The 18901-nt window shown below is 41.1% G+C and carries 23 protein-coding genes; 9 read left to right on the top strand and 14 right to left on the bottom strand.

Annotation, left to right across the window (positions count from 1 at the left end):
- The first annotated feature begins 80 nt into the window (after window positions 1-80).
- Window positions 81-1178 carry a pentapeptide repeat-containing protein gene (locus PSU78_RS02650; protein ID WP_300383806.1) on the top strand — a complete coding sequence of 366 codons (1098 nt, stop codon included), beginning with the start codon at window positions 81-83 and terminating at the stop codon, window positions 1176-1178.
- A gap of 61 nt (window positions 1179-1239) precedes the next feature.
- On the opposite strand, the gene PSU78_RS02645 is transcribed toward PSU78_RS02650, so the two are convergent.
- Together PSU78_RS02645 and PSU78_RS02640 are read right to left on the bottom strand one after the other, a co-directional pair.
- Complete coding sequence (locus tag PSU78_RS02645; RefSeq protein WP_300383803.1) at window positions 1240-2742, bottom strand: nicotinate phosphoribosyltransferase; 1503 nt, start codon at window positions 2740-2742, stop codon at window positions 1240-1242.
- On the bottom strand, window positions 2732-3580 hold the full coding sequence (locus PSU78_RS02640) for a phosphoribosyltransferase family protein (protein ID WP_300383800.1): 849 nt from the start codon (window positions 3578-3580) through the stop codon (window positions 2732-2734). Before PSU78_RS02640 ends, PSU78_RS02645 begins: the two co-directional genes overlap by 11 nt.
- 140 nt (window positions 3581-3720) lie before the next feature.
- Between PSU78_RS02640 and PSU78_RS02635 the strand changes: the two genes are divergently transcribed.
- The 6 genes from PSU78_RS02635 (at window position 3721) to modC (ending at window position 8790) form a co-directional block, all read left to right on the top strand.
- The gene (locus tag PSU78_RS02635) at window positions 3721-4443 is read left to right on the top strand and encodes an NUDIX domain-containing protein (protein WP_300383797.1); all 723 of its coding nucleotides are present in this window, start codon (window positions 3721-3723) and stop codon (window positions 4441-4443) included.
- Window positions 4444-4563: 120 nt separating this feature from the next.
- Window positions 4564-4869: a LysR family transcriptional regulator gene (locus tag PSU78_RS02630; protein WP_300383794.1), complete on the top strand. Its 306-nt coding sequence runs from the start codon at window positions 4564-4566 to the stop codon at window positions 4867-4869.
- A 178-nt stretch (window positions 4870-5047) separates the two neighbouring features.
- Window positions 5048-6610, top strand: a complete 1563-nt coding sequence (locus PSU78_RS02625) for a porin (protein WP_300383791.1) — start codon at window positions 5048-5050, stop codon at window positions 6608-6610.
- A gap of 49 nt (window positions 6611-6659) precedes the next feature.
- The gene (gene modA / locus PSU78_RS02620) at window positions 6660-7427 is read left to right on the top strand and encodes a molybdate ABC transporter substrate-binding protein (protein ID WP_300383788.1); all 768 of its coding nucleotides are present in this window, start codon (window positions 6660-6662) and stop codon (window positions 7425-7427) included.
- Between the two features lie 15 nt (window positions 7428-7442).
- Complete coding sequence (gene modB, locus PSU78_RS02615; RefSeq protein ID WP_300383786.1) at window positions 7443-8153, top strand: molybdate ABC transporter permease subunit; 711 nt, start codon at window positions 7443-7445, stop codon at window positions 8151-8153.
- Complete coding sequence (gene modC / locus PSU78_RS02610) at window positions 8146-8790, top strand: molybdenum ABC transporter ATP-binding protein (protein ID WP_300383783.1); 645 nt, start codon at window positions 8146-8148, stop codon at window positions 8788-8790. The genes modB and modC overlap by 8 nt, the downstream gene beginning before the upstream one ends.
- A gap of 13 nt (window positions 8791-8803) precedes the next feature.
- On the opposite strand, the gene PSU78_RS02605 is transcribed toward modC, so the two are convergent.
- From PSU78_RS02605 to PSU78_RS02595, 3 genes are all read right to left on the bottom strand, one after another.
- Complete coding sequence (locus PSU78_RS02605) at window positions 8804-10036, bottom strand: DNA polymerase (protein ID WP_300383780.1); 1233 nt, start codon at window positions 10034-10036, stop codon at window positions 8804-8806.
- Between the two features lie 112 nt (window positions 10037-10148).
- Entirely contained in the window at window positions 10149-11180 is a 1032-nt protein-coding gene (locus tag PSU78_RS02600; RefSeq protein WP_300383777.1) for an SdiA-regulated domain-containing protein, read from the bottom strand.
- A gap of 6 nt (window positions 11181-11186) precedes the next feature.
- Entirely contained in the window at window positions 11187-11858 is a 672-nt protein-coding gene (locus tag PSU78_RS02595; RefSeq protein ID WP_300383774.1) for a lamin tail domain-containing protein, read from the bottom strand.
- A 260-nt stretch (window positions 11859-12118) separates the two neighbouring features.
- On the opposite strand from PSU78_RS02595, the gene msrA reads away from it, so the two are divergent.
- On the top strand, window positions 12119-12658 hold the full coding sequence (msrA, locus tag PSU78_RS02590) for a peptide-methionine (S)-S-oxide reductase MsrA (protein WP_300383771.1): 540 nt from the start codon (window positions 12119-12121) through the stop codon (window positions 12656-12658).
- 6 nt (window positions 12659-12664) lie between these two features.
- Here msrA and corA read toward each other — a convergent pair whose 3' ends face one another.
- The 5 genes from corA to PSU78_RS02565 form a co-directional block, all read right to left on the bottom strand.
- Window positions 12665-13765 (bottom strand): magnesium/cobalt transporter CorA, encoded by a 1101-nt coding sequence (corA, locus tag PSU78_RS02585; RefSeq protein ID WP_300383769.1) that lies wholly within the window; start codon window positions 13763-13765, stop codon window positions 12665-12667.
- Window positions 13766-13988: 223 nt separating this feature from the next.
- Complete coding sequence (locus PSU78_RS02580) at window positions 13989-14480, bottom strand: hypothetical protein (protein ID WP_300383766.1); 492 nt, start codon at window positions 14478-14480, stop codon at window positions 13989-13991.
- A gap of 80 nt (window positions 14481-14560) precedes the next feature.
- Window positions 14561-15097, bottom strand: a complete 537-nt coding sequence (locus PSU78_RS02575) for a fatty acid desaturase CarF family protein (RefSeq protein WP_300383763.1) — start codon at window positions 15095-15097, stop codon at window positions 14561-14563.
- A gap of 173 nt (window positions 15098-15270) precedes the next feature.
- The gene (locus PSU78_RS02570) at window positions 15271-16017 is read right to left on the bottom strand and encodes a helix-turn-helix transcriptional regulator (protein WP_300383760.1); all 747 of its coding nucleotides are present in this window, start codon (window positions 16015-16017) and stop codon (window positions 15271-15273) included.
- 9 nt (window positions 16018-16026) lie between these two features.
- Complete coding sequence (locus PSU78_RS02565) at window positions 16027-16590, bottom strand: flavin reductase family protein (RefSeq protein WP_300383757.1); 564 nt, start codon at window positions 16588-16590, stop codon at window positions 16027-16029.
- A gap of 141 nt (window positions 16591-16731) precedes the next feature.
- Here PSU78_RS02565 and PSU78_RS02560 point away from each other — a divergent pair, with 141 nt between their 5' ends.
- Complete coding sequence (locus tag PSU78_RS02560; protein WP_300383754.1) at window positions 16732-16860, top strand: hypothetical protein; 129 nt, start codon at window positions 16732-16734, stop codon at window positions 16858-16860.
- A gap of 135 nt (window positions 16861-16995) precedes the next feature.
- Here the strand turns inward: PSU78_RS02560 and PSU78_RS02555 are convergent, their stop codons facing one another.
- The 4 genes from PSU78_RS02555 to PSU78_RS02540 all read right to left on the bottom strand — a co-directional run bounded on the left by PSU78_RS02555 (window position 16996) and on the right by PSU78_RS02540 (window position 18871).
- Window positions 16996-17904 (bottom strand): hypothetical protein, encoded by a 909-nt coding sequence (locus PSU78_RS02555; RefSeq protein WP_300383751.1) that lies wholly within the window; start codon window positions 17902-17904, stop codon window positions 16996-16998.
- A gap of 288 nt (window positions 17905-18192) precedes the next feature.
- Entirely contained in the window at window positions 18193-18357 is a 165-nt protein-coding gene (locus PSU78_RS02550) for a hypothetical protein (RefSeq protein WP_300383748.1), read from the bottom strand.
- Window positions 18358-18359: 2 nt separating this feature from the next.
- Window positions 18360-18650, bottom strand: a complete 291-nt coding sequence (locus tag PSU78_RS02545) for a type II toxin-antitoxin system RelE/ParE family toxin (RefSeq protein WP_300383745.1) — start codon at window positions 18648-18650, stop codon at window positions 18360-18362.
- Complete coding sequence (locus tag PSU78_RS02540) at window positions 18647-18871, bottom strand: addiction module protein (RefSeq protein ID WP_300383741.1); 225 nt, start codon at window positions 18869-18871, stop codon at window positions 18647-18649. Before PSU78_RS02540 ends, PSU78_RS02545 begins: the two co-directional genes overlap by 4 nt.
- Window positions 18872-18901: the final 30 nt, after the last annotated feature.

The following is an 18901-nucleotide window of genomic DNA, read 5'->3' as shown; positions in this document are numbered from 1 at the left end:
TGAGTTACAAAGTATTAGCAATGAAGCGTGAATAATGCAAATAACTGCTTAACCATAAAGCAGAACATTGGAGAACTATCATGAATATATTCAAGCAATTAACTATAGTCATCTGCCTATCACTAAGCAGCTACTCATACGCCGCCGAGTTTAATAATCAATGTACCAATGGCTTATCACAAGGCATATCATTTACAACTAACTGTGAAATAAAAGAAATGTATAACGGCAAAACTTATTGCTTTAGTAGCGAGTCTGCAAAAGCCGCATTTTTAGCAAATCCACAAGCAGTCATTAATAAAGCCAGTGCCTTTTATGCCAAAAATGCAGATAAGACCGTTGTAGATAAGACAGCTAAAGATGTTGAGCCTGAGCGTGAAAAAATCAGCCAAGCTGATGCACTTAAACAAATCAATAGCCAAACATGTGACTTAAGCAACAAAGACGCAGGCTATTTAGAGTTCGACAAAATGGATTTACGTCATTGCAAAATGGTCAATACCAGCTTTTTTGGCGCTTATTTACGTGGCGCAAATTTAAGTGGTGCAAATATGCAAAAAAGCTATTTAAACCTTGCCAGACTTGAAGATGCCAACTTAGGCGGCGCTGATTTAACTGACGCGACTATCTTTCAGGCAATCTTCGATAAGACTAATTTTCAAGGTGCCAACCTCACCAATGCACGCATGATAGGTACGCTAGGCAATGTCAATATGAGCGATGCAACCGTCATCAGAGGTCGCTTTGGTTTAGATATTGGTAACCAACCGATGGGCGCAATGCGCTTTGATGCGATTGGCGGAAAGTTTGCCCATACTAATTTTGAAGGTGCAGACATCAATCGCTCTAATTTTAGATTTGCCGATTTTAGAGGCGCGAATTTACGCAATACCGACTTATTCCGAGCAGATTTCAGCAAAGCAGATTTAACAGGTGCCGATATTACGGGTGCAAAATTTGGCGAAGCAATATTAGACGGTACTATTATGACCAATGTGAAAGGTTTAGAGGCCATTAAGGGCTACGAAGAATCAAAAGGCAAATGTGTAGACTGCACCATTGCTGCTGTTCAACCAGAATCTAAGGCTGATGCGCTACAGAAAGTAAGTGCTATTGATATGATGAACGCAGAAAACCCAGCGATGAAAGTATGTAATATTCGTGGTGCAAGGTTTTAAACACGCCAGCTTAAACTCAACAGGCAGTGGCATTCAACTTCCTCTGCCTGTTAAGCTCTTTTTAAGCTGAAGTTAACGCCACTCTAATTTCTACAAGGCTAATTGGGTTATAGAAATCACCATTTTCATAAATGACTCTTAACTCTCCTAATGTTTCCTGTTCAGAAGATTGACGGTCATATAAGATGTATTCACCATCTTGATACTCCACGCGTAATAAACCTTTAGCAGATTTTTTAGTGCCACTGTCCGTGATTGGATTTTTGACAATTTCAACGGGTTTACCAGCCACTACGCCATAAGTGGCCTTCATGGCAAAGCCCAAAGTATCGCGGGTTAAATATTGGTAAGTGTATGAACCAATACCAAACACCACATTATCTGAAGCAAAACCTTTGGCTTTTAATCTGCGTAAAATGTCATCTGCCCGTTGTGGCGTAATTGAATCTCCGTAAATTAATCCAACATGTTGATTCAAGGTTTTGTACCCTTTTTCGTTGATCGTGCCTCCAAAAATATTCCATAACACTTCTACTGCACCTAATTCAGCTGGTGTTGGATTTTCAGATAGTAAGTTTTCGCTACCACAGATAATCTCTACTGGGTCGCCACTATCGGGGCGAAATACCACCTTAGCGAAACCCATAGAATCAGGCTGCCTGTTTAAAATCGTATCTTTTAACTCACTCGCATAAACTGAGATAACTTTCCAGAAATCCCAAGAGTCAGACACCACAGATACAATGCCAGTTGGGTATAAATCTTCAATCAACCTGCGTATCGTTTCTTTCTCGTCTGTTTCACCGTTAATACACATCACACTGTGTTCAGATGCTGGTACTGAAGCTGCAACAAAGGTGTTCTTAGCATCATAGAAATACTCTAAATAATCTACCGCACTCAATGTATCTGTACCTTTAAACGAGGTTAAGTGGCCCGCTCCAGCTTTGGCAGAATCAACAGAGCCTGACATTCCTCGCATAGAAAAGTCATGACCTTGAAAGTCGATAAAGTCTTTATTGCCGCCTGTTTCATCAGCATAACTAGTGATGATTTTTCTGTAAATATCGGCTATGGTTGCCGTGGTGGTTGGCTTCCAAGACTCCGCAGATAAGTAAGATTCTAAATAATTTGTCAACCAGTAAAATTCAGGCTTGGTGTTAATAATAGTGAAAACAGGCACGCCAATATTTACACGCGAACCTTCTTTTAATGCTTTAATTTTAATCGGCAAAAAGCCTAATTTGTGTAACGCTGCAATTGAAGTAATATCCACAGGATAATCCCCTGTAAATGGTGCGGTTCTGGTTTTAAAGTCTGCCAACACCTCTTCAATTGGTGTATCAAAGAAGCCCTCTTTCCACTCTTCGTGCATTTGCTTAACTACACCTTGAATCCCAAAAAACACGATTTTATTGGTTTTATATTGCTCTGGTATGTTCAAGTGCGTATTGCTACGTGGCGTAAAATTTGAGTAAATAAACTCAGTACCTTCTGGGTACATACGCGCATGGGCTAATTTATAGCTATCTGTTGTTGTGATTGGTTTTGTTTTAAATGTCATTTTCATTCTCCATTTCTATTAACGCGTATCCTGATATGTTTTTGATTAAACTTTGTGTGGTAAAAAACTCTGCAATTCCAGCATTAATCATATTTTCGTAACCTTTACTAAAAATTCCGTGGGTCACGTATAAAGCAATTTCGCAGTGATACTTTTCATGTAAAAACAATGCTGCATGATTAAAAGTGGCTCCACCATCGCAAATGTCATCAATGATCAACATTCTGTAGTGCTTTTCTTTTTGATTATCACTTAATACTGACGATGTCTTTTGCGCATCCAATGTCAACGATTTAATAGCGCCAGTGGCTTGGTCACGCACTTTATCCAACACCAATACCTCAAAATCATTTTGCTCAATTTGGTTTTGGTAACGCTCATAAGCGCCTTCATCTGGAAAAACCAAAACATCAGGTTTAAATTCTAATATCGCTTTGTTGATATAGGGTTGAGCTGAATATGACTTAACTGCAGCATGTTCGCTATGTGCATCCAAAGTTGTCAACTTGCCAACCTTATCAAGCAATAAGCTTCTTAAAAATACAGCCTTAGCGAATGTTGTGGTGTTTGAAACACTTTTGTCTTGTCGCGCATACGGCAAATAAGGCATATATAACTCATCAATGGCAATTTCAGCAGAATCTAGAAGCGCGATTAATTGGTTCACCCAAATTAGCTCAGCCTCTTGCTCAAAACTCCAAACAATCTTTACCGAACCATTTTTATAAACATCTAAATCTAACTTCCACACTTGGCTTGTGCCATCAGGGAATATAGTAGGCGTTACTTTTTGCACACTTATTTTATTAATGTCATTTTTATTAACAATACTGATCATTTTATTATTCCTCACTCGTCACTTCACATCATACATAACTACTTAACACCTACTTAGTTGTTATGTACAACTAAGTTAGTTGCACTATACAACTAAGCAATTTACAATGTCAACACTAAATGAATAAAAAATAATCAAACATGTCGACAAAAGCCAGTAAATTAAACTTCGAGAAACCACTCACCACGGTAGATATAGTGGTATTTAGCCTGCTTGAAAATAAGCTAAATGTATTGTTAATTAAGCGAAATGAAGATGAAAGTGAACCCTATCCAAACCAATGGGCGCTCGTGGGTGGCTTTGTAGATGTGATGAAAGATGAAAATTTAGAAGCAACCGCAAGGCGTAAACTATTGGAAAAAACTGGCGTAAAAACCGCCTATCTGGAACAACTAGCTAGTTGGGGAAACTCAAATAGAGATCCGCGCGGCTGGTCTACCACGCATGTCTATTTTTCCACACTGGCTATTAATGACATTCAAACACCAAGTAGTGGTGCCAATGCCAGCGATGCGCAATGGTTTGATGTGATAGATAATGGTGTGGCGACTACACTAGCCTTCGACCATGCCAACATACTCGCAACGGCTATACATAGGCTACGCAGCAAAGTGGAATACACTTCACTGCCTGCATTTTTAATGCCAGAATTTTTCACGCTGAAAGAATTACAAAACGCCTACGAGGCAGTGTTAGCTAGGCCGCTAGAAAAAAGTTCATTTCGCACGCGCATGCTATCAACAGACTTACTAGAAGCGACGCCAAACTACAAAGAAGCTGCCAACCGCCCTGCCCAACTCTATCGCCTAAAATCTAAAATAGACCCTGTATTTTTTCAGCGTACATTTAATCCAATCAAATGAATGACTCAACCCTTAAACTGATTAAATGCAAATGAATGCGCCATGGCTTAAATATATTACACTTACGTCATGGCGAATAATCAACTTAAGATAAGAATTGCAAACGACAGCTCGGTGGTTATGGGTCCAGGTAAAGCTGAGTTACTGGAAACCATCGACGCTTGTGGCTCTATCTCATCCGCAGCCAAACAAATGCATATGTCGTATCGCAGAGCTTGGGAACTGGTCGATGTCATGAATAAGTCTTTTAATCAGCCTCTAGTCAATAGCTCACCTGGTGGACATCATGGTGGGGGCGCTCAACTGACTGATTTCGGTCGATTTATCCTCAAAAATTATCGAGATCTTATTATTAAGGCGCATACCGCAGTCGAAGTCGAGCTGAACCACATCCTCAATAATCTAAAAAAATCAGACGAAATATAAACCTAAGTTGATTTTGCATAATGAAAATTATGCTGGCAATCGCTATTCCTGTTTGAATATAGCGATAGTTATGATTAAATGGAAATAGCGAGTCAATAAGCTTAAAAATCACCAAACATTAATAAAAATAAATTAAATAAAAAAACAACTTAACTATAGAAAAAACTAAGGGGTAACTATGCGGACCAACCATCACCTTTCAAAATCACTGCTTGTTTTAGCCATCACAACTGCCTTTCCGACCACATTGTTTGCACAAGATGATGATGCCGCATCCCGTATTAAGAGTTTAGAACTAAAAGTTCAACAGTTAATTGATCAACGTGCCGAGCAAGATAAGCAAATAGACGTATTAACCAAAGAGCTAGTTGGCATTAGTAACCAAGTTAGCCAATCAAAAATAGTCAAGTCTGAAGAAAAAGGTAGTAGCAAAGGCAATCCAGTTTATGCAAACTTCAAAGAAGGCATTAAGTTTGAGGATGGCACAGGAAACTGGAACTTACAGTTTAACGGGCGAGTTGAGGCTGATTACCGCGCATTCAGTGGCGATGACGGCAATCCTGATACATGGAGCATTCGTCGCGCGCGATTTAATACACAATTAGGCTTATTTCAAAACTACCTAATGCGCTTAGAGATTGACCACTCAGCCGCCAGCACACGTCTTGTGAATGCCTATGTAGAAGCCAATTGGTGGCCACAAGCTAAATTTCGTGTTGGGCAGTTTAAAACTTTCAAAAGCTTAGAGAATTCCACAACCGACACTTACTCAGATTTTCTAGAACGCTCGCTGGCTTACAACACCTATGGAGATGATATTTACGAGCGAGGTGCTATGGTCTATGGCACACCGTTTAAAGGCAGCACGTATGCTTTCGCTGTGACTAATGGCACAGGTCAAGGCAATGATGAAGCACTTGGAACAAATCAGAGTAAAGATGGTAAAGATGTAACCCTGCGCGCCACAATAAACCCAGCCCAGTGGGCTGGGTGGAGTCAATCTGTCACGCATTTAGGCGGCTGGTACAACCATGGTATTCAGGCAACAGCCAGTGCATCTGCAAGCCAAACTGAAGCGCGTGGTGTTAACTTTTTTGCACCAGCAACATTTACTGGTGATAGTGTAGAAAGAACACGTTATGGCATTGAAACAGCTTTAGCACATGGTCCAGTAAAGCTTCAAGGGGAATATGATGTTTCTAACTATGAAGGAACGTCAGCAGCCACAACGGGCACAGGAGCTTCGGCTGCGAGAGCATATGATAAAGATATAAAAGCTTGGTACGCAGAAGCGATGTGGTTAGTCACAGGTGAGAACTACGCTGATAGCTATAAAGATGGACAGTTTGGTCGTATTTTACCAAAAAGTAATTTTGAGCTAAATAAAAATGGTTGGGGAGCTTTAGAACTTGGTCTAAGGTATAGCAAATTTGATGCAAGTGACTTTGCTGTTGATAGCAATGGAGTCTGTTCTAACGCGACTACAGTTCGCAACTTAGGTGATGGTACGATTACTCCAGTTGGTACATGTTCAGGTGGAACATTCAAAAATGCTGGCGGCATTGTGCTGGGTAGCAACGAAGCCGACGCTTGGACGCTTGGCGCCAAATGGATACTTAACCCATACATACGCATTATGATGAATTATGTGCATACTAAGTTTGATACGGACATCAACGTGAATGGCAAGCTAAGTGACAAAGAAGATGCCTTAACGATGCGCGCTCAGTTAGATTTCTAAGTGAACTCTACATCAAAAATTATCACTCAAAAATTAATAGGTAAAAATCATGATTAAAAATAATGATATCAAGCTGATATTCAGCGTGATGTTGATGTTGATTAGCTCAGTATCGAATGCTCAGGATAAAGTAACAATATTTGCTGCGGCGAGCTTAACCAACGCCATCACTGACATTGCTGCTCAATATGAAAAAGAACAAGCTGTGCAAATTCAAACATCATTTGCCTCCTCTTCTACACTAGCGAAGCAAATTGAAAAAGGCGCACCTGCGGATATATTCATCTCAGCAGATACTAAGTGGATGAGTTATCTGCAAGATAAAACCTTGCTTAAAGTAGATAGCAGAGTGAACTTACTAGGCAATCAATTAGTGCTGATTGCCCCAAAAAATAAAGCTTTTAAAGTAGATATGGACAAAAACTTTAATATCGCAGGCGCCTTTAGCGGCAAGTTATGTACAGGAGAATTAGATTCTGTGCCCGCTGGCATCTACGCTAAGCAATCATTAAAAAGTCTTAATTGGTGGGATTCAGTTAAGTTACGCATTGTTGGTACACAAGATGTGCGGGCAGCGCTAATATTTGTTGAACGCGGCGAGTGTGATGCAGGCATTGTCTATGCAACGGATGCCAAAGTCTCAAACAAGGTTGAAGTAATCTCTACTTTTCCTGATGCGAGCCACGACTTAATTGTGTATCCTTTGGCGTTGGTAAAAAATGCAAGTCCTACAGCTGCAGGCTTTTATGATTATTTGAAATCTGAGAAAGCCAAAGTAATCTTTATCAAATACGGCTTTACCACCAATCTTCCTTAAATATTTTATGACACTATGCTAGATATATTACGATTCACACCATCTGAAATAAGCATATTAGCGTTATCTTTAAAAATAGCGCTGTTTTGTGTTGTGTTGATTTTAGTGCCCGCAGTTTTAGTCGCTTGGGTGTTGGCGAGAAAATCATTCTTTGGTAAGTCATTGCTCGATAGCTTGGTGCATCTACCTTTAGTGCTGCCGCCAGTAGTGCCTGGATTTTTGCTTTTACTTTTATTAGGTAACCAAGGCTTAATCGGTAAATATTTGCACAATATTTTTGGTTTTAGCTTAGCCTTCACATGGATAGGTGCGGTAGTTGCCTCTGCGGTGATGGCATTCCCACTGATGGTACGTTCAGCGCGATTAGCAATTTCGCAAGTAGATAAAGGTTTGGAGATTGCAGCACAATCATTAGGCGCGCATCCACTAAAAGTATTCTTCACCATCACCTTGCCACTTTCAATGCCCGGCATTATTACAGGCTTGATTTTAGCGTTTAGTCGCAGCTTAGGTGAGTTTGGTGCAACCATCACTTTTGTTGGCAATATTGAGAATGAAACACGCACACTACCATTAGCAATTTATACCTATACGCAGATTCCTGATGGTGACTTACCTGCGTTACGGTTGGTCATATTAAGCATGGCACTAGCGCTGGGCGCATTGATGATTAGCGATAGACTAGAACGTAAAGCCAATCAGAGTATTGGTCGTCATCATGATTGAAATTCAAGCACGCCTTAAACGCAAACACTTTGAATTAGATGCCTCACTGCAATTAAACCAGCGTGTTACGGCAATATTCGGCCCTTCTGGCGCGGGTAAAAGCACTTTACTCAGTATCATTGCTGGCATCACGCAACCTGACAGTGGCCGCATTGTAATTGATGGTGAATGCTTACTTGACAGCCAAGCACGTATCAACAAACCTATACATCAACGTAAAATTGGCTTGGTTTTTCAAGATGGGCGGCTGTTTCCGCACCTGACTGTCGAGCGGAATTTAAGCTATGCCTTAAACTTCACCCCAGTACAAAATCAGCAATTCCAACTCAAGCAAATAGTCGAATTACTAGAAATTGGACATTTGTTAAAGCAACGTCCACATCAGCTCTCTGGTGGTGAAAAACAACGTGTAGCCTTGGGTCGTGCCCTACTCAGCTCACCAAGATTATTAATGCTCGATGAGCCATTAGCCTCTTTGGATGACAGACTTAAAAGCCAAATACTGCCGTTCTTAAAATTAGTATCAGATGAAATTAACATCCCAATGATTTACATTAGCCACTCCAAAGAGGAAATAATGCAAATCACCGACAACTTGGTTGATATTCAATTTGGCAAAGTTAATTGTCAGCTTTAAATTACAAACCAACTTAGTCATCCCCATCGCCCTCCACCACTAAATCTGGAATGTGGTTAAAGGCGATGCGCATAGGTGCATCTTTTAAGGCATCGTGCGCACCACCAAAATAGACGGTATTTTTACCGAACTTTAGATTCAGCGTATCAATCGCCTTATTGAGTTTTTTTTCATTTTCTAATGGCTCAATCTGAAACAAATCACGCGCAACTTCATCTGCGGTGACTAAGCCAGAAAAAGACACGCCAACTGCATAAGGCTCATTGTTAGTTTGAGGATAATGTAGCAAAAATGCTTCTAGCGCTTCAATCAGTCGCAAAGTGTTATCAGTGGGTGAAATCGCGCTTTCTAGACCCCAGCTTGGTTGATTGCGAAACTTCACTTTCACACTGATTCTTGAGGCCAGTAAATCATAGCTACGCATTCGCATACAGGCTTTTTGTAACAATCGGTGCAACACGGCTTTAACGCCTGCTGCGTTACGTTGTTCGGGTGGCATGACGTGCGAATGACCTAAACTACTACGCGCATTTTTTACGTAATGAGGTTCTAAGCCGCGCAGTTTGTCATACATGCGCTCACCTTCTACACTGCCCCATGCAGATTGAAGTTGTTGGCGATTAGCCGCATATAACTGTTCCACCGTGGTAATTTTGAAACGATTTAAACGTACCTCCATTTGTTTGCCTATGCCATTTAAAGCACGTAACTTAAGACCATACAAACGCTGTGGCAGCTCATGCTGTTCAATCAACACACAGCCATCAGGCTTTTGCATATTCGAGGCAGTTTTCGCTAAAAAGGTATTGGGCGCAATGCCAATTGAGCAGCGGATATAATCAAACTGTTTAGCTAAGGCACGCTTAATTTTGGCCGCAAGTTTTAGCGCGTTTTCGGGAACCTGCTGACTACCCGTGAGCTTGCAAACCATTTCATCTATCGAAAGTACCTTTTCAACATGCGTACAACTTTCTACAATCTCGATCAGCTTATGGTGAAACGTCACATATACGGCGGGTCGCGCCTCAACAAAAATCATTTCAGGACACAGCTTCCGCGCCTCTTTTACCAAAGTACCTGTTTTAATACCAAACGCTTTAGCTTCATAACTCGCCGCGATACAGCAAGTGGTTTCCGCCATCACAGCTAACACGCCGATAGGCTTGCCTCGCAGTTCAGGCACAAGCTGCTGCTCTACCGAAGCAAAGTAGGAATTAAAATCGACATATAACGCGTTTAAGGACATGGTTTATTAAACATAATAATCATCGCAAAATGATACGCTGATTTATTAACGCTTAAAAACTAGTATTAAAAAAACGGGAGCCTAAGCTCCCATTTTTTAATACAAACTCAATTTAAGCTTGTTTATTTTTACGACGAGCGAATGCGCCCATTATTCCCAATCCAACCAAAAGCATGGCGTATGTTTCAGGCTCTGGTACTGGTGCCGTAGCGCTTAATATAATCAGCTGTGATTTCTCACCAGCCAATGCTGTTGAGTCTTGTACCTGCTCAGCAACTAGATAGATCGTACCATTTTCATCAATAGTCACGCCTTCAATGGCATTGTGCGGCAAGACATTAGACAGATCAAAGCTACTTAATATATTGCCTAATCGGTCAGCTTCAACAAGCCTCTTAGAACCCAAGCTCAGAAAAAGTAAATTGTCTGCGCCAGATGTGCCAGAAAGTGCACTCACGCCAGAAAGCGTTTGGACATCTGATAGACTTGATAACCCCAATAATGCAGGATTAAACAAATTGGTTACTGTTGAAGTACCGCCACCTGCAGGCGACGATCCGTCACCAGAAGTCGTTGGTGGAATACCTGTTGCAGCCGCAAAAGTCAGGTTTCCAGAAAGCACATTTTCTGGAGATTGCTGTTTGATGGTCACAAAACTACCATTACGAGAGTCGTAGCTAATACCCTCCATACCGTTATTACCCACCGCAGTATTGCTCATCGACACGAAATTGTTTTTTAGTGTCACGGTGCCACCATTCACATAACTGAAGCTATAAGCGTCTTGCAAGCGCTCCTCGCCTACCACTAATTGACCATTACCTAAATAAGTTAAGCCCTCAGTGTCATGCTTGGTGCTACCAGTCCCTGTCCAATCAAAGAAATTATTACCAAGCGTTGTACCAGTTTTCGAAATTTCGATAACGCCTGTGCCTTCATCACCAACAAAGAAAAGTGAGTTGCGGTCTTGCGCATAAGTGATTGCAGAACCCTCAAGACCAGAAATTGCCCCAGTTGCGCCACCTAAAATATCAAGTGCGTAAGTGCCGCTAACACTATAGTTGGCCAGATTGATGGAGTTTGCTGCCTGTGCAGATATAGAAAATGAAGCTGCAAGCGCTAAAATTATTTGTGATATTTTCATGATGAGTTAGCCTTTACGTCTGCGTGAGATAAAGCCCATTAAACCTAGGCCAACTAACAACATAGCGTAAGAGTCAGCCTCTGGTACAGCTGCGGCGATTCTGCCTGGTGAACCGATTTCACTCACATCGTTTGACGCTACAAACGCGCCGTTTATACCAACCACGCTTAAAGTTGAAATGGCTGTGTTATTTAAGCCCGTAGCGTTGTCGAAAGTTTGATATGGAGCAATTGCATCTGAGGCAGCAAACGTCACATTGGCTTGTAGCACACCGCTGGCGTTATAAATATTAACAGCATCAGCGGTGGCGCTTAAACCAACACCAGCACCTGTATAGTTACCAATTTGCAAACCTGCTGGTATTTTTGAGCCAAACCAAGTGCTAAGAAAACTCGCACTAGCTGCGCTCTCAGTAAAAATAACAGATTCACCAGCGGCGATGCTAGTAATGCCAATAAGGCTAGTAGCAGAAGCGAATGAGTTAGAGTTATCATCCATTTTCCAACCTGATATATTCACCACTGCAGAACCTGTGTTGGTGAGTTCAAACCAATCAGTAGCATAAGGAGCATTACCACTACCCCAAGGTGCGACTTCAGTAATTAACACCGCAGCATTTGCCTGAACAGTGATTAAGGATAATATGGCTAACCCCATAAGTGATAATGATTGTTTCATTTGCGATTCCTATAGTTTGAATATTGAACGATTTGATAAACTTAATTTCAAAGTACATTCAAACTACAGGTGAATTGTGACCACTTAGAATTTCTAAAGTAGTCCAGTTAGACTAGATCCTACTTAAAGTTGAAATATGATAAGCAAGATAGATCTAGCAACTGTATGATTTTTATGTGTATATTCCCCCTAGCTTTGTAATAAGTTTTAAGAACCACTCAATTTTAACGAGATGAAAATAACTTTAAAGGTAGTACATGATGAGTAATGAACAAATTGCAATTTTCGCAGGCGGCTGTTTTTGGTGCACAGAGCCAGTGTTCAGCCAGCTAAAAGGCGTAAGCAAGGTAGAGTCTGGCTACATTGGCGGACACACGCCTGATCCAACCTACAAAACTATTTGTAATGGTGATACAGGTCATGCAGAAGGCATCAAAATGACCTTTGATGCAGATATAGTGAGTTTTGAAACTTTACTTGAAGTGTTCTTAGTCAGCCACGACCCAACTACGCCCAATCGCCAAGGCAATGATGTTGGCACGCAATACCGTTCAGCGGTGTTTTGCCAAAATCAAGCGCAACATGATGCGGTCGCGAAAATGATTACAGAGTTTAATGAAGCGCAGATTTATGGCGCACCTATCGTGACACAAATTAACGCTGCTGAGACTTTTTATCCGGCTGAAGATTATCATCAATATTACTTTGATAAAAATCCAGGTAACCCTTATTGCATGGCGGTGGCAGCACCGAAAGCGGCAAAAATTCGTGCTAAGTATGCAGCTTTAATTAAAGGTTAACTTTAATTAAGACTTACTACTCAACCATTGTCTGCGCCAAAATATCAAAATCATCACCAGCGCAATGCCAGTCATAATAGCAAGGGCATACCAAAAGCCGTTGTCATGGTCTGTCCAAGGCATATGCCTAAAGTTCATGCCAAAGATACCTGCAATTAAGGTAGCGGGCATAAACAGCATAGCCACTACGGTTAAGGCGCGAAGCTCCAAGTTCACGCGCTGACTCACGCTGGCCATGTAAATATCCATCATGCCGCTCAGCGTATCGCGTATCGACTCTAGCGACTCAATAAAGTTAACGGTATGGTCATACACGTCGCGCAAATACGGCATGGTGGCAGGCTTAAAAAAGCCTTTTTCGTTGCGCGCCAAGCAATTAATCACCTCACGCAATGGCCATACTGCGCGCCTCAATTCAATGCTAGAGTGTTTAAGCTGATGAATACTGTGCAGCTCTGCATTGGTTGGGCTTTTAAAAAGCTCTTCCTCTAATATCTCACTCGCGTCGCTCACCTCTTCCAACACACTAAAATATCGATCCACTACGCTATCCAACAAAGCATAGGCAAGATAGTCCACGCCTAAATCTCGAATCGGCGCACGGGTTGCACGTAAGCGCTCGCGTATGGGCTCAAATGCGCCTGTTGAACGCTCTTGAAATGTCAGTAGAAAGTTATGCCCTAACACCAAGCTAATTTGTTCTGAGCTAGTCGACATGCTTTCTGCATGATAATAAAACAGCCGCGTTTCTAAAAAAATATACTCGTCAAACTCATCAATTTTCGGGCGTTGCTCAGTGTTAAGAATGTCCTCAATCACTAAAGGATGCAGACGAAACAAATCGCCTACTTGCTTAATCAACGCAGCATCATGCACCCCATGCACATTGAGCCAAATCTTCTTACTATCATCGCGTTTAAAGTTAGCGAGGTCGTCAGTGAATAACTCACACTCAACCAAACCGCTGGCATCATAAATAATCTTGCTGACTTTAGGTTTGGCTAGGTTTTTAGTATCGGCATCCCCCACATAAACCAGCGCACCTGGCGGCAAGCCGATTTTACTGACACGATGTTTTTTACGGCGAGATAAGCGAGGTTTTTTCATAATCTATTAATGGCTACAAATGAATAATTCGAACCATTGTAATGCCAGCCTGCACTAATATGTTAGCTTTGCGGAGCAAAAATAGTCAAAAAAAGCGCACCTAAAACAACTAGGTGCGCGAAGGAGCAGCTTATTAAGGCTAACTCAAGGGGATCGGTGCAAAAAACTACATCAGTTAAACTACATTAGCTTCATACCAACTGCTTTATATCAACATTCACTCTTACTTTCTTAACTCGCTAACCTGCTCTGGCGTTAACAAAGCTAACACTTGATATTCACGCTCAGCCTGCAATACTGCAAGCTTGGCTGTGCCATTGGCAATACTATCTGCAGCAATATTGGCAATCGTTTCATCGTAAGTTTTTGCTAGCGCCATATCACGCAGCAAACTACGTGCGTATTCAATCGCTTCAATATTTGAGCTAATTACGGGCATTTGTTTATTTAAAATTTGTGAAAACGCACCACGTTGCTCGGCTGTCAGCGCTACGCCTTGCAAGAATGGAAAGCTAAATGCATCCACATCAACATTCTTAACACTCAGCTTTGGTGACGATGGTGTCGGCGTTGCTTTTACAGCAGCAGTTGCAGTAATAGGCGTTGCGCTAAATGGAAATGAATCTGCCAATGCATTGTTAGATAAACTCATACTTGCAACAGAAAATACTACAGCGGCTAACAGAGAGTTAACGTTCATTTGTTTGGTTTTCATGATGACTCCTCATTTATTTAGGTCAACTTAATTGATTCTGCTGGCCTCTCGATATGCAAACCATTATAGGCAGAGCCACGTTAATTTAAGTTAAGCGCAAGTAAAGCTGCGTAAATTTTGCTGAGTAAGTTTTCTAGCCCACGCCAAAAATGTATTTTTTCTAGAAGAGGATTTAATACATTAGTCATCACGCAATAATGCGTATTTTTCTCACCGCTATGGTGTTTACCGTGTTGGCGAGGACCTTGCAAAATATTTGTGGCTTGCAGCCATTTAACGATGGCAGGCTTTTCTAAAGGGTTTTGATGCGACCATTTATGAATTTGGTTAGCGTTGGTAATTAACACTGAAAACAGCACAACTTCCCAACTCAACGTATTAAACCACCAAGTGCTGGCTATCAGCACAACACAAGCTAAAACAATATCCCATGAACTATGCCACCAATTCTTTTTAAGAAATTCGCGCGGGCGCGTGTGGTGCAATTGGTTATCGACTGCAATCTGGTGAATAAAACGCATACCAGGCTTTGCATAAACATCTTCTAGCCAATGAATAAAACCAGAAACAAAGTCTGCCAACAATGTAAGCAATAAGACCTTAATGGCAATTAGCATTTCAACACTCCAAATTTAAAACTCTCAAATGAGAGCAATTGAAGTGTATTTATAAGATACTTTATCTACAAGACTGATGCATATAAGTACTGAATAACAATACCAAAAGGAGAGCTACACAGTGCGCTAGTTGGTGAAACTAAGAGTTAAGTTAATAACGAAGTGAGTTAAATCTATTGGCTGTCAGTTTTTTTAATCATGGATGCTAATAAACCATCACGCCATGGCCGCATTGTGGTTGCCATGCTAAAGCCAGTACGTTGACTCAAAGGCAAGCGCTGATCTTGGTGTTTAAGTTCATTAAATAGCCGACTTAGACGGTCTAAGTGTTTGGAAATCTCATCACTAGAAGCGGCAGAGAGCATGCCAGACACAAACTGTTGCTGACCGCCTGCGCTTTCAATATCGCCTTCCATAAAGTCTTTTTGTACTGTTTGACTGAGCGCACGTTGAATTGGCCCATTTTTGCGCCACGAGAAATTAGGCGAAATTAGCAATCGAATGCGGTTGTTAGGCTCTAAATCAATCACCCTTAACTTATCCAGCACCAACAAGTAATGCACCAAGTCCGCAGGGTTAATAGGATAGTGCGCCAAAATGTTGTCAAACGCCCAGCCATTTACCACTAAAAACGCCACACCAAGCAAACGCATATCCGCCGCCGCGACCTTTTCTTGTTCCTCGGTTAGCTCACTAATACGAGGTTTATCACGGTTCATCATCTGCACTAAGTCAGATAAATCGATATTAATCAGCGCGCAAATTTGCTCTAAACGCTGCAAGGACAAACTCTCTTCAGCAAAAATACGCTTAATGCTTGACTCACTCATCCCCAGCTTATCCGCCAAGATTTTGTAAGTCACATTATTAGCTTTAAGCGCCTTTTTAAGGGTAGCAATCAGTAACGGTGTTTGCTGCATGATTGCTATCTAAGCCTGAATGGCCGCGCCAGTAATAAAAAACGCCCCACCCGCAATGTGGTGTATGGTGCGTAGCTCATCATGACCTTCAAAATGCCAATGACCATCAGAAAAAACACGTTCATCCGCATGCGCCGCAACTACTTCAGCAATGAATAAATCGTAAGTATTTTGATTATGCGGCTCGGGGATAAGCTTACACTCTAACCACGCCACGCAACCTTTAAGCAAAGGCGCATCAATTTCAGTGGCAGAAAAAGTCTCTAACCCATATTGCGCAAATTTATCGGTATCAAGCAAATCACGACCAGAAGTTGTACCCACTTTACGCACAATATCCACCTGCGCCACACACGGCACGTTAATGGCAAACGTACCAGCCGCCTCAATTAACTCACGGGTATAAGCGCTTTTATCAATCACCACGGTGATTTTAGGTGGGTCAAAATCCAGCGCACAAGCCCACGCCGCTGCCATGATGTTTTGTTTGCCGTTGTGACGAGCGGAGATGAGGATTGTGGGGCCGTGGTTTAGGAGGCGGTAGGCTTTAGAAAGGTCGATTGGATAACTCATCAATAGCATCTATAAAAATAATAATAATAATTCATTTTGTGCAAATTTCTGGACGATATGAAAAATAACAAACAAGTATTATCAATGCCACCACATCAATTTCTGATTTGGTTTTATAACAAAATTTTTAAAGGAATTCAAATGAAATTAAATTTAACTACCACAAACACCATAGTAGCATCAAGCTCTCCTAGTAACCCTAACTGGCCAAGCAGAACAGGTAATCCATCTGGTCCAGGCCGTGGCAACGCACCTTCAAAAGGAAAATAACATGTCAAAACAATCTGATTTAGATAACCATACCAATCAACTGAACCCAGAACATGATGCATACTGGCAATCTCGCGACTTTGATGAAAGACCCGATGATTGGGCGCAAGAGGCTCAATAAGTTACAAAAAATAACTAATTAAGCCATGAGGGCCAGTCTGCATCACCACTTTTGAGTTGACTGGTCCACTCCTTGCGATGAAAGTCCCAGAATTCTTTATAAAGAATTCCGTCATATAAAATTACTGCTTTTATTTTGTTTTTTGAATCTATCGTTACAAAACTCTTAAGCCAGAAAGTAGCGGCTAAATGCAAAGCTGCAAAAGTATCAACGGTTTTATTTTTCCCAACATTTTTAGCAATATCCCGTTGTATCTTATCGTAATCATCTAGCATTAGTTTTTTTGTACCATCGTAAAGGTTACCCATTCTAGTTTCATCAAAATCATTAAACTCATCAAACTCCATTTTCTCAGCCAACTCTTGACGCCCTACTGCTTTTTTTTGCCAATAATCATTTTTAGAAAAATAGAAAATAGCATGTGTTAACTCTAACAACCGTCTATTTGGCAATCTAAATCTATCTTTTACGGGTAGTTTTATTTCGCTTGCATTAGTGTCCATTTCAAAATTAGCTAATGGTATTAAATCTAAAAATAGTGGTCTTAACTTTAATTTAGTACCAAAAGCTTCAGAACAAAAGGTAATATCTAGCGCAGCCAAGAACGAGAGAAAAATATTGAAAGATATTCTTTGGCATAGCTTCGAAGCATCATCGAAGTTATCTGAATCTACTAATTTTGTTCTTAGATAATTTTTAGGCTGATTATCTTCAAACCAATAATTTTCATTATTCAGCCAGTTGCAATTTAGCAAGCTATTTTTTAAGTCCACGAATGATTTTACTTCATATGTAACAATCAATTCAAAGTCTAGCGCGTCAATTTGTTTAGCTAAAGCAAGAATTGGTAATTCTACATTATTAAAATAATTGGAAATTAGGCTTTCAAAATGACCTGAATCATGAGCTGGTAATTTGGCCATCAAATTAGCCATGCGCTTGGATGGCTGCCTACCCGCTCTAAAAAAACTCTGACTTAACCCAGTAAGTTCAGGCAGCCAAGATGAGGGCTTTCTACCATCTTGCCTATTTAGTAGTGGAATTAGAAAGGAGCTCGGTGATGGTGCCAACTTTAAAACCTGACTACTTTCTAGCTTAGTAGCGTGGGTAACTTGTTACCCACGCGTGCAAGTTTCAACATGGCGCGTGGGCAATGATTTGCCCATCCTACAATGTAATCTTTTCTGCTCACCACAAAATTGCCGTAATTTTTATTTGTTAGCTTGTTCATTGGTATTTTTTGCAACTTTATCATTTTCCGCATCATACACAACATAAGGCGTACCGTTACGCTCGGCTTCTTCTTTTGCTTTTTTACCAGCACGGCGCAAAGCGGCTTCAACACCAAGTAACTCTTTTGCAAAATCTTCGGTCATTTTTAAGTGCGATTTTTCCAATAGTCGGGTTCGCGGTTTAGGTGCATTACAGCTAGTATATAAACATCATTATGGCTTATGGTGTAAAGCAAGCCAAACGGAAAACGCCGCACTAGCACGCGTCTAACTGGGGGTTCAATGATTGTCCATGCTTGTGGAAAGGCGGTAATCAAATTTACCGCAGTTTCGATTTCTAGCGTGAGTTGCTTACCCAAGCCAAGCTGACAGTCTTCGTAATAAAGCGCAGCCTCTTCTAGCTCTTGCGCCGCTTCTGGGTGAAACGTGACTTTCACACGCTCAGGCGGGCGTTGATTCTGGCAAATACATCTGAGGCTAGAATGGGCTCAACTTTGCCAGAGCTAATATCATTAAGCCGTTGCTGAGCGACTTTAACCCATGCTTGCTGAATGTCTGGCTGAGTTGGGTTAAGTGTTTGTAAAAGACTGTCCGCAATCAAAGCTCGCTCTTCTATCGGAAGGTTAGCCAATTCACTGATAATTTCTGCTGTTTTCATTTAATTCTCCTGCAAAGATTGCGTTTACAT

The organism is Methylotenera sp. (assembly GCF_029945705.1).
Classification (GTDB): Bacteria; Pseudomonadota; Gammaproteobacteria; order Burkholderiales; family Methylophilaceae; genus Methylotenera.
Note: the sequence above shows the minus strand (reverse complement) of the source record. Positions and strands in the feature narration are given on the sequence as shown.

Excerpts from the sequence above, each read along its gene's own strand:
- PSU78_RS02650 (WP_300383806.1), top strand. The coding sequence starts at position 81 with ATGAATATATTCAAGCAATTAACTATAGTCATCTGCCTATCACTAAGC.
- PSU78_RS02645 (WP_300383803.1), bottom strand. The coding sequence starts at position 2,742 with ATGACATTTAAAACAAAACCAATCACAACAACAGATAGCTATAAATTA.
- PSU78_RS02640 (WP_300383800.1), bottom strand. The coding sequence starts at position 3,580 with ATGATCAGTATTGTTAATAAAAATGACATTAATAAAATAAGTGTGCAA.
- PSU78_RS02635 (WP_300383797.1), top strand. The coding sequence starts at position 3,721 with ATGTCGACAAAAGCCAGTAAATTAAACTTCGAGAAACCACTCACCACG.
- PSU78_RS02630 (WP_300383794.1), top strand. The coding sequence starts at position 4,564 with ATGGGTCCAGGTAAAGCTGAGTTACTGGAAACCATCGACGCTTGTGGC.
- PSU78_RS02625 (WP_300383791.1), top strand. The coding sequence starts at position 5,048 with ATGCGGACCAACCATCACCTTTCAAAATCACTGCTTGTTTTAGCCATC.
- modA (WP_300383788.1), top strand. The coding sequence starts at position 6,660 with ATGATTAAAAATAATGATATCAAGCTGATATTCAGCGTGATGTTGATG.
- modB (WP_300383786.1), top strand. The coding sequence starts at position 7,443 with ATGCTAGATATATTACGATTCACACCATCTGAAATAAGCATATTAGCG.
- modC (WP_300383783.1), top strand. The coding sequence starts at position 8,146 with ATGATTGAAATTCAAGCACGCCTTAAACGCAAACACTTTGAATTAGAT.
- PSU78_RS02605 (WP_300383780.1), bottom strand. The coding sequence starts at position 10,036 with ATGTCCTTAAACGCGTTATATGTCGATTTTAATTCCTACTTTGCTTCG.
- PSU78_RS02600 (WP_300383777.1), bottom strand. The coding sequence starts at position 11,180 with ATGAAAATATCACAAATAATTTTAGCGCTTGCAGCTTCATTTTCTATA.
- PSU78_RS02595 (WP_300383774.1), bottom strand. The coding sequence starts at position 11,858 with ATGAAACAATCATTATCACTTATGGGGTTAGCCATATTATCCTTAATC.
- msrA (WP_300383771.1), top strand. The coding sequence starts at position 12,119 with ATGAGTAATGAACAAATTGCAATTTTCGCAGGCGGCTGTTTTTGGTGC.
- corA (WP_300383769.1), bottom strand. The coding sequence starts at position 13,765 with ATGAAAAAACCTCGCTTATCTCGCCGTAAAAAACATCGTGTCAGTAAA.
- PSU78_RS02580 (WP_300383766.1), bottom strand. The coding sequence starts at position 14,480 with ATGAAAACCAAACAAATGAACGTTAACTCTCTGTTAGCCGCTGTAGTA.
- PSU78_RS02575 (WP_300383763.1), bottom strand. The coding sequence starts at position 15,097 with ATGCTAATTGCCATTAAGGTCTTATTGCTTACATTGTTGGCAGACTTT.
- PSU78_RS02570 (WP_300383760.1), bottom strand. The coding sequence starts at position 16,017 with ATGCAGCAAACACCGTTACTGATTGCTACCCTTAAAAAGGCGCTTAAA.
- PSU78_RS02565 (WP_300383757.1), bottom strand. The coding sequence starts at position 16,590 with ATGAGTTATCCAATCGACCTTTCTAAAGCCTACCGCCTCCTAAACCAC.
- PSU78_RS02560 (WP_300383754.1), top strand. The coding sequence starts at position 16,732 with ATGAAATTAAATTTAACTACCACAAACACCATAGTAGCATCAAGCTCT.
- PSU78_RS02555 (WP_300383751.1), bottom strand. The coding sequence starts at position 17,904 with ATGGCCAAATTACCAGCTCATGATTCAGGTCATTTTGAAAGCCTAATT.
- PSU78_RS02550 (WP_300383748.1), bottom strand. The coding sequence starts at position 18,357 with ATGACCGAAGATTTTGCAAAAGAGTTACTTGGTGTTGAAGCCGCTTTG.
- PSU78_RS02540 (WP_300383741.1), bottom strand. The coding sequence starts at position 18,871 with ATGAAAACAGCAGAAATTATCAGTGAATTGGCTAACCTTCCGATAGAA.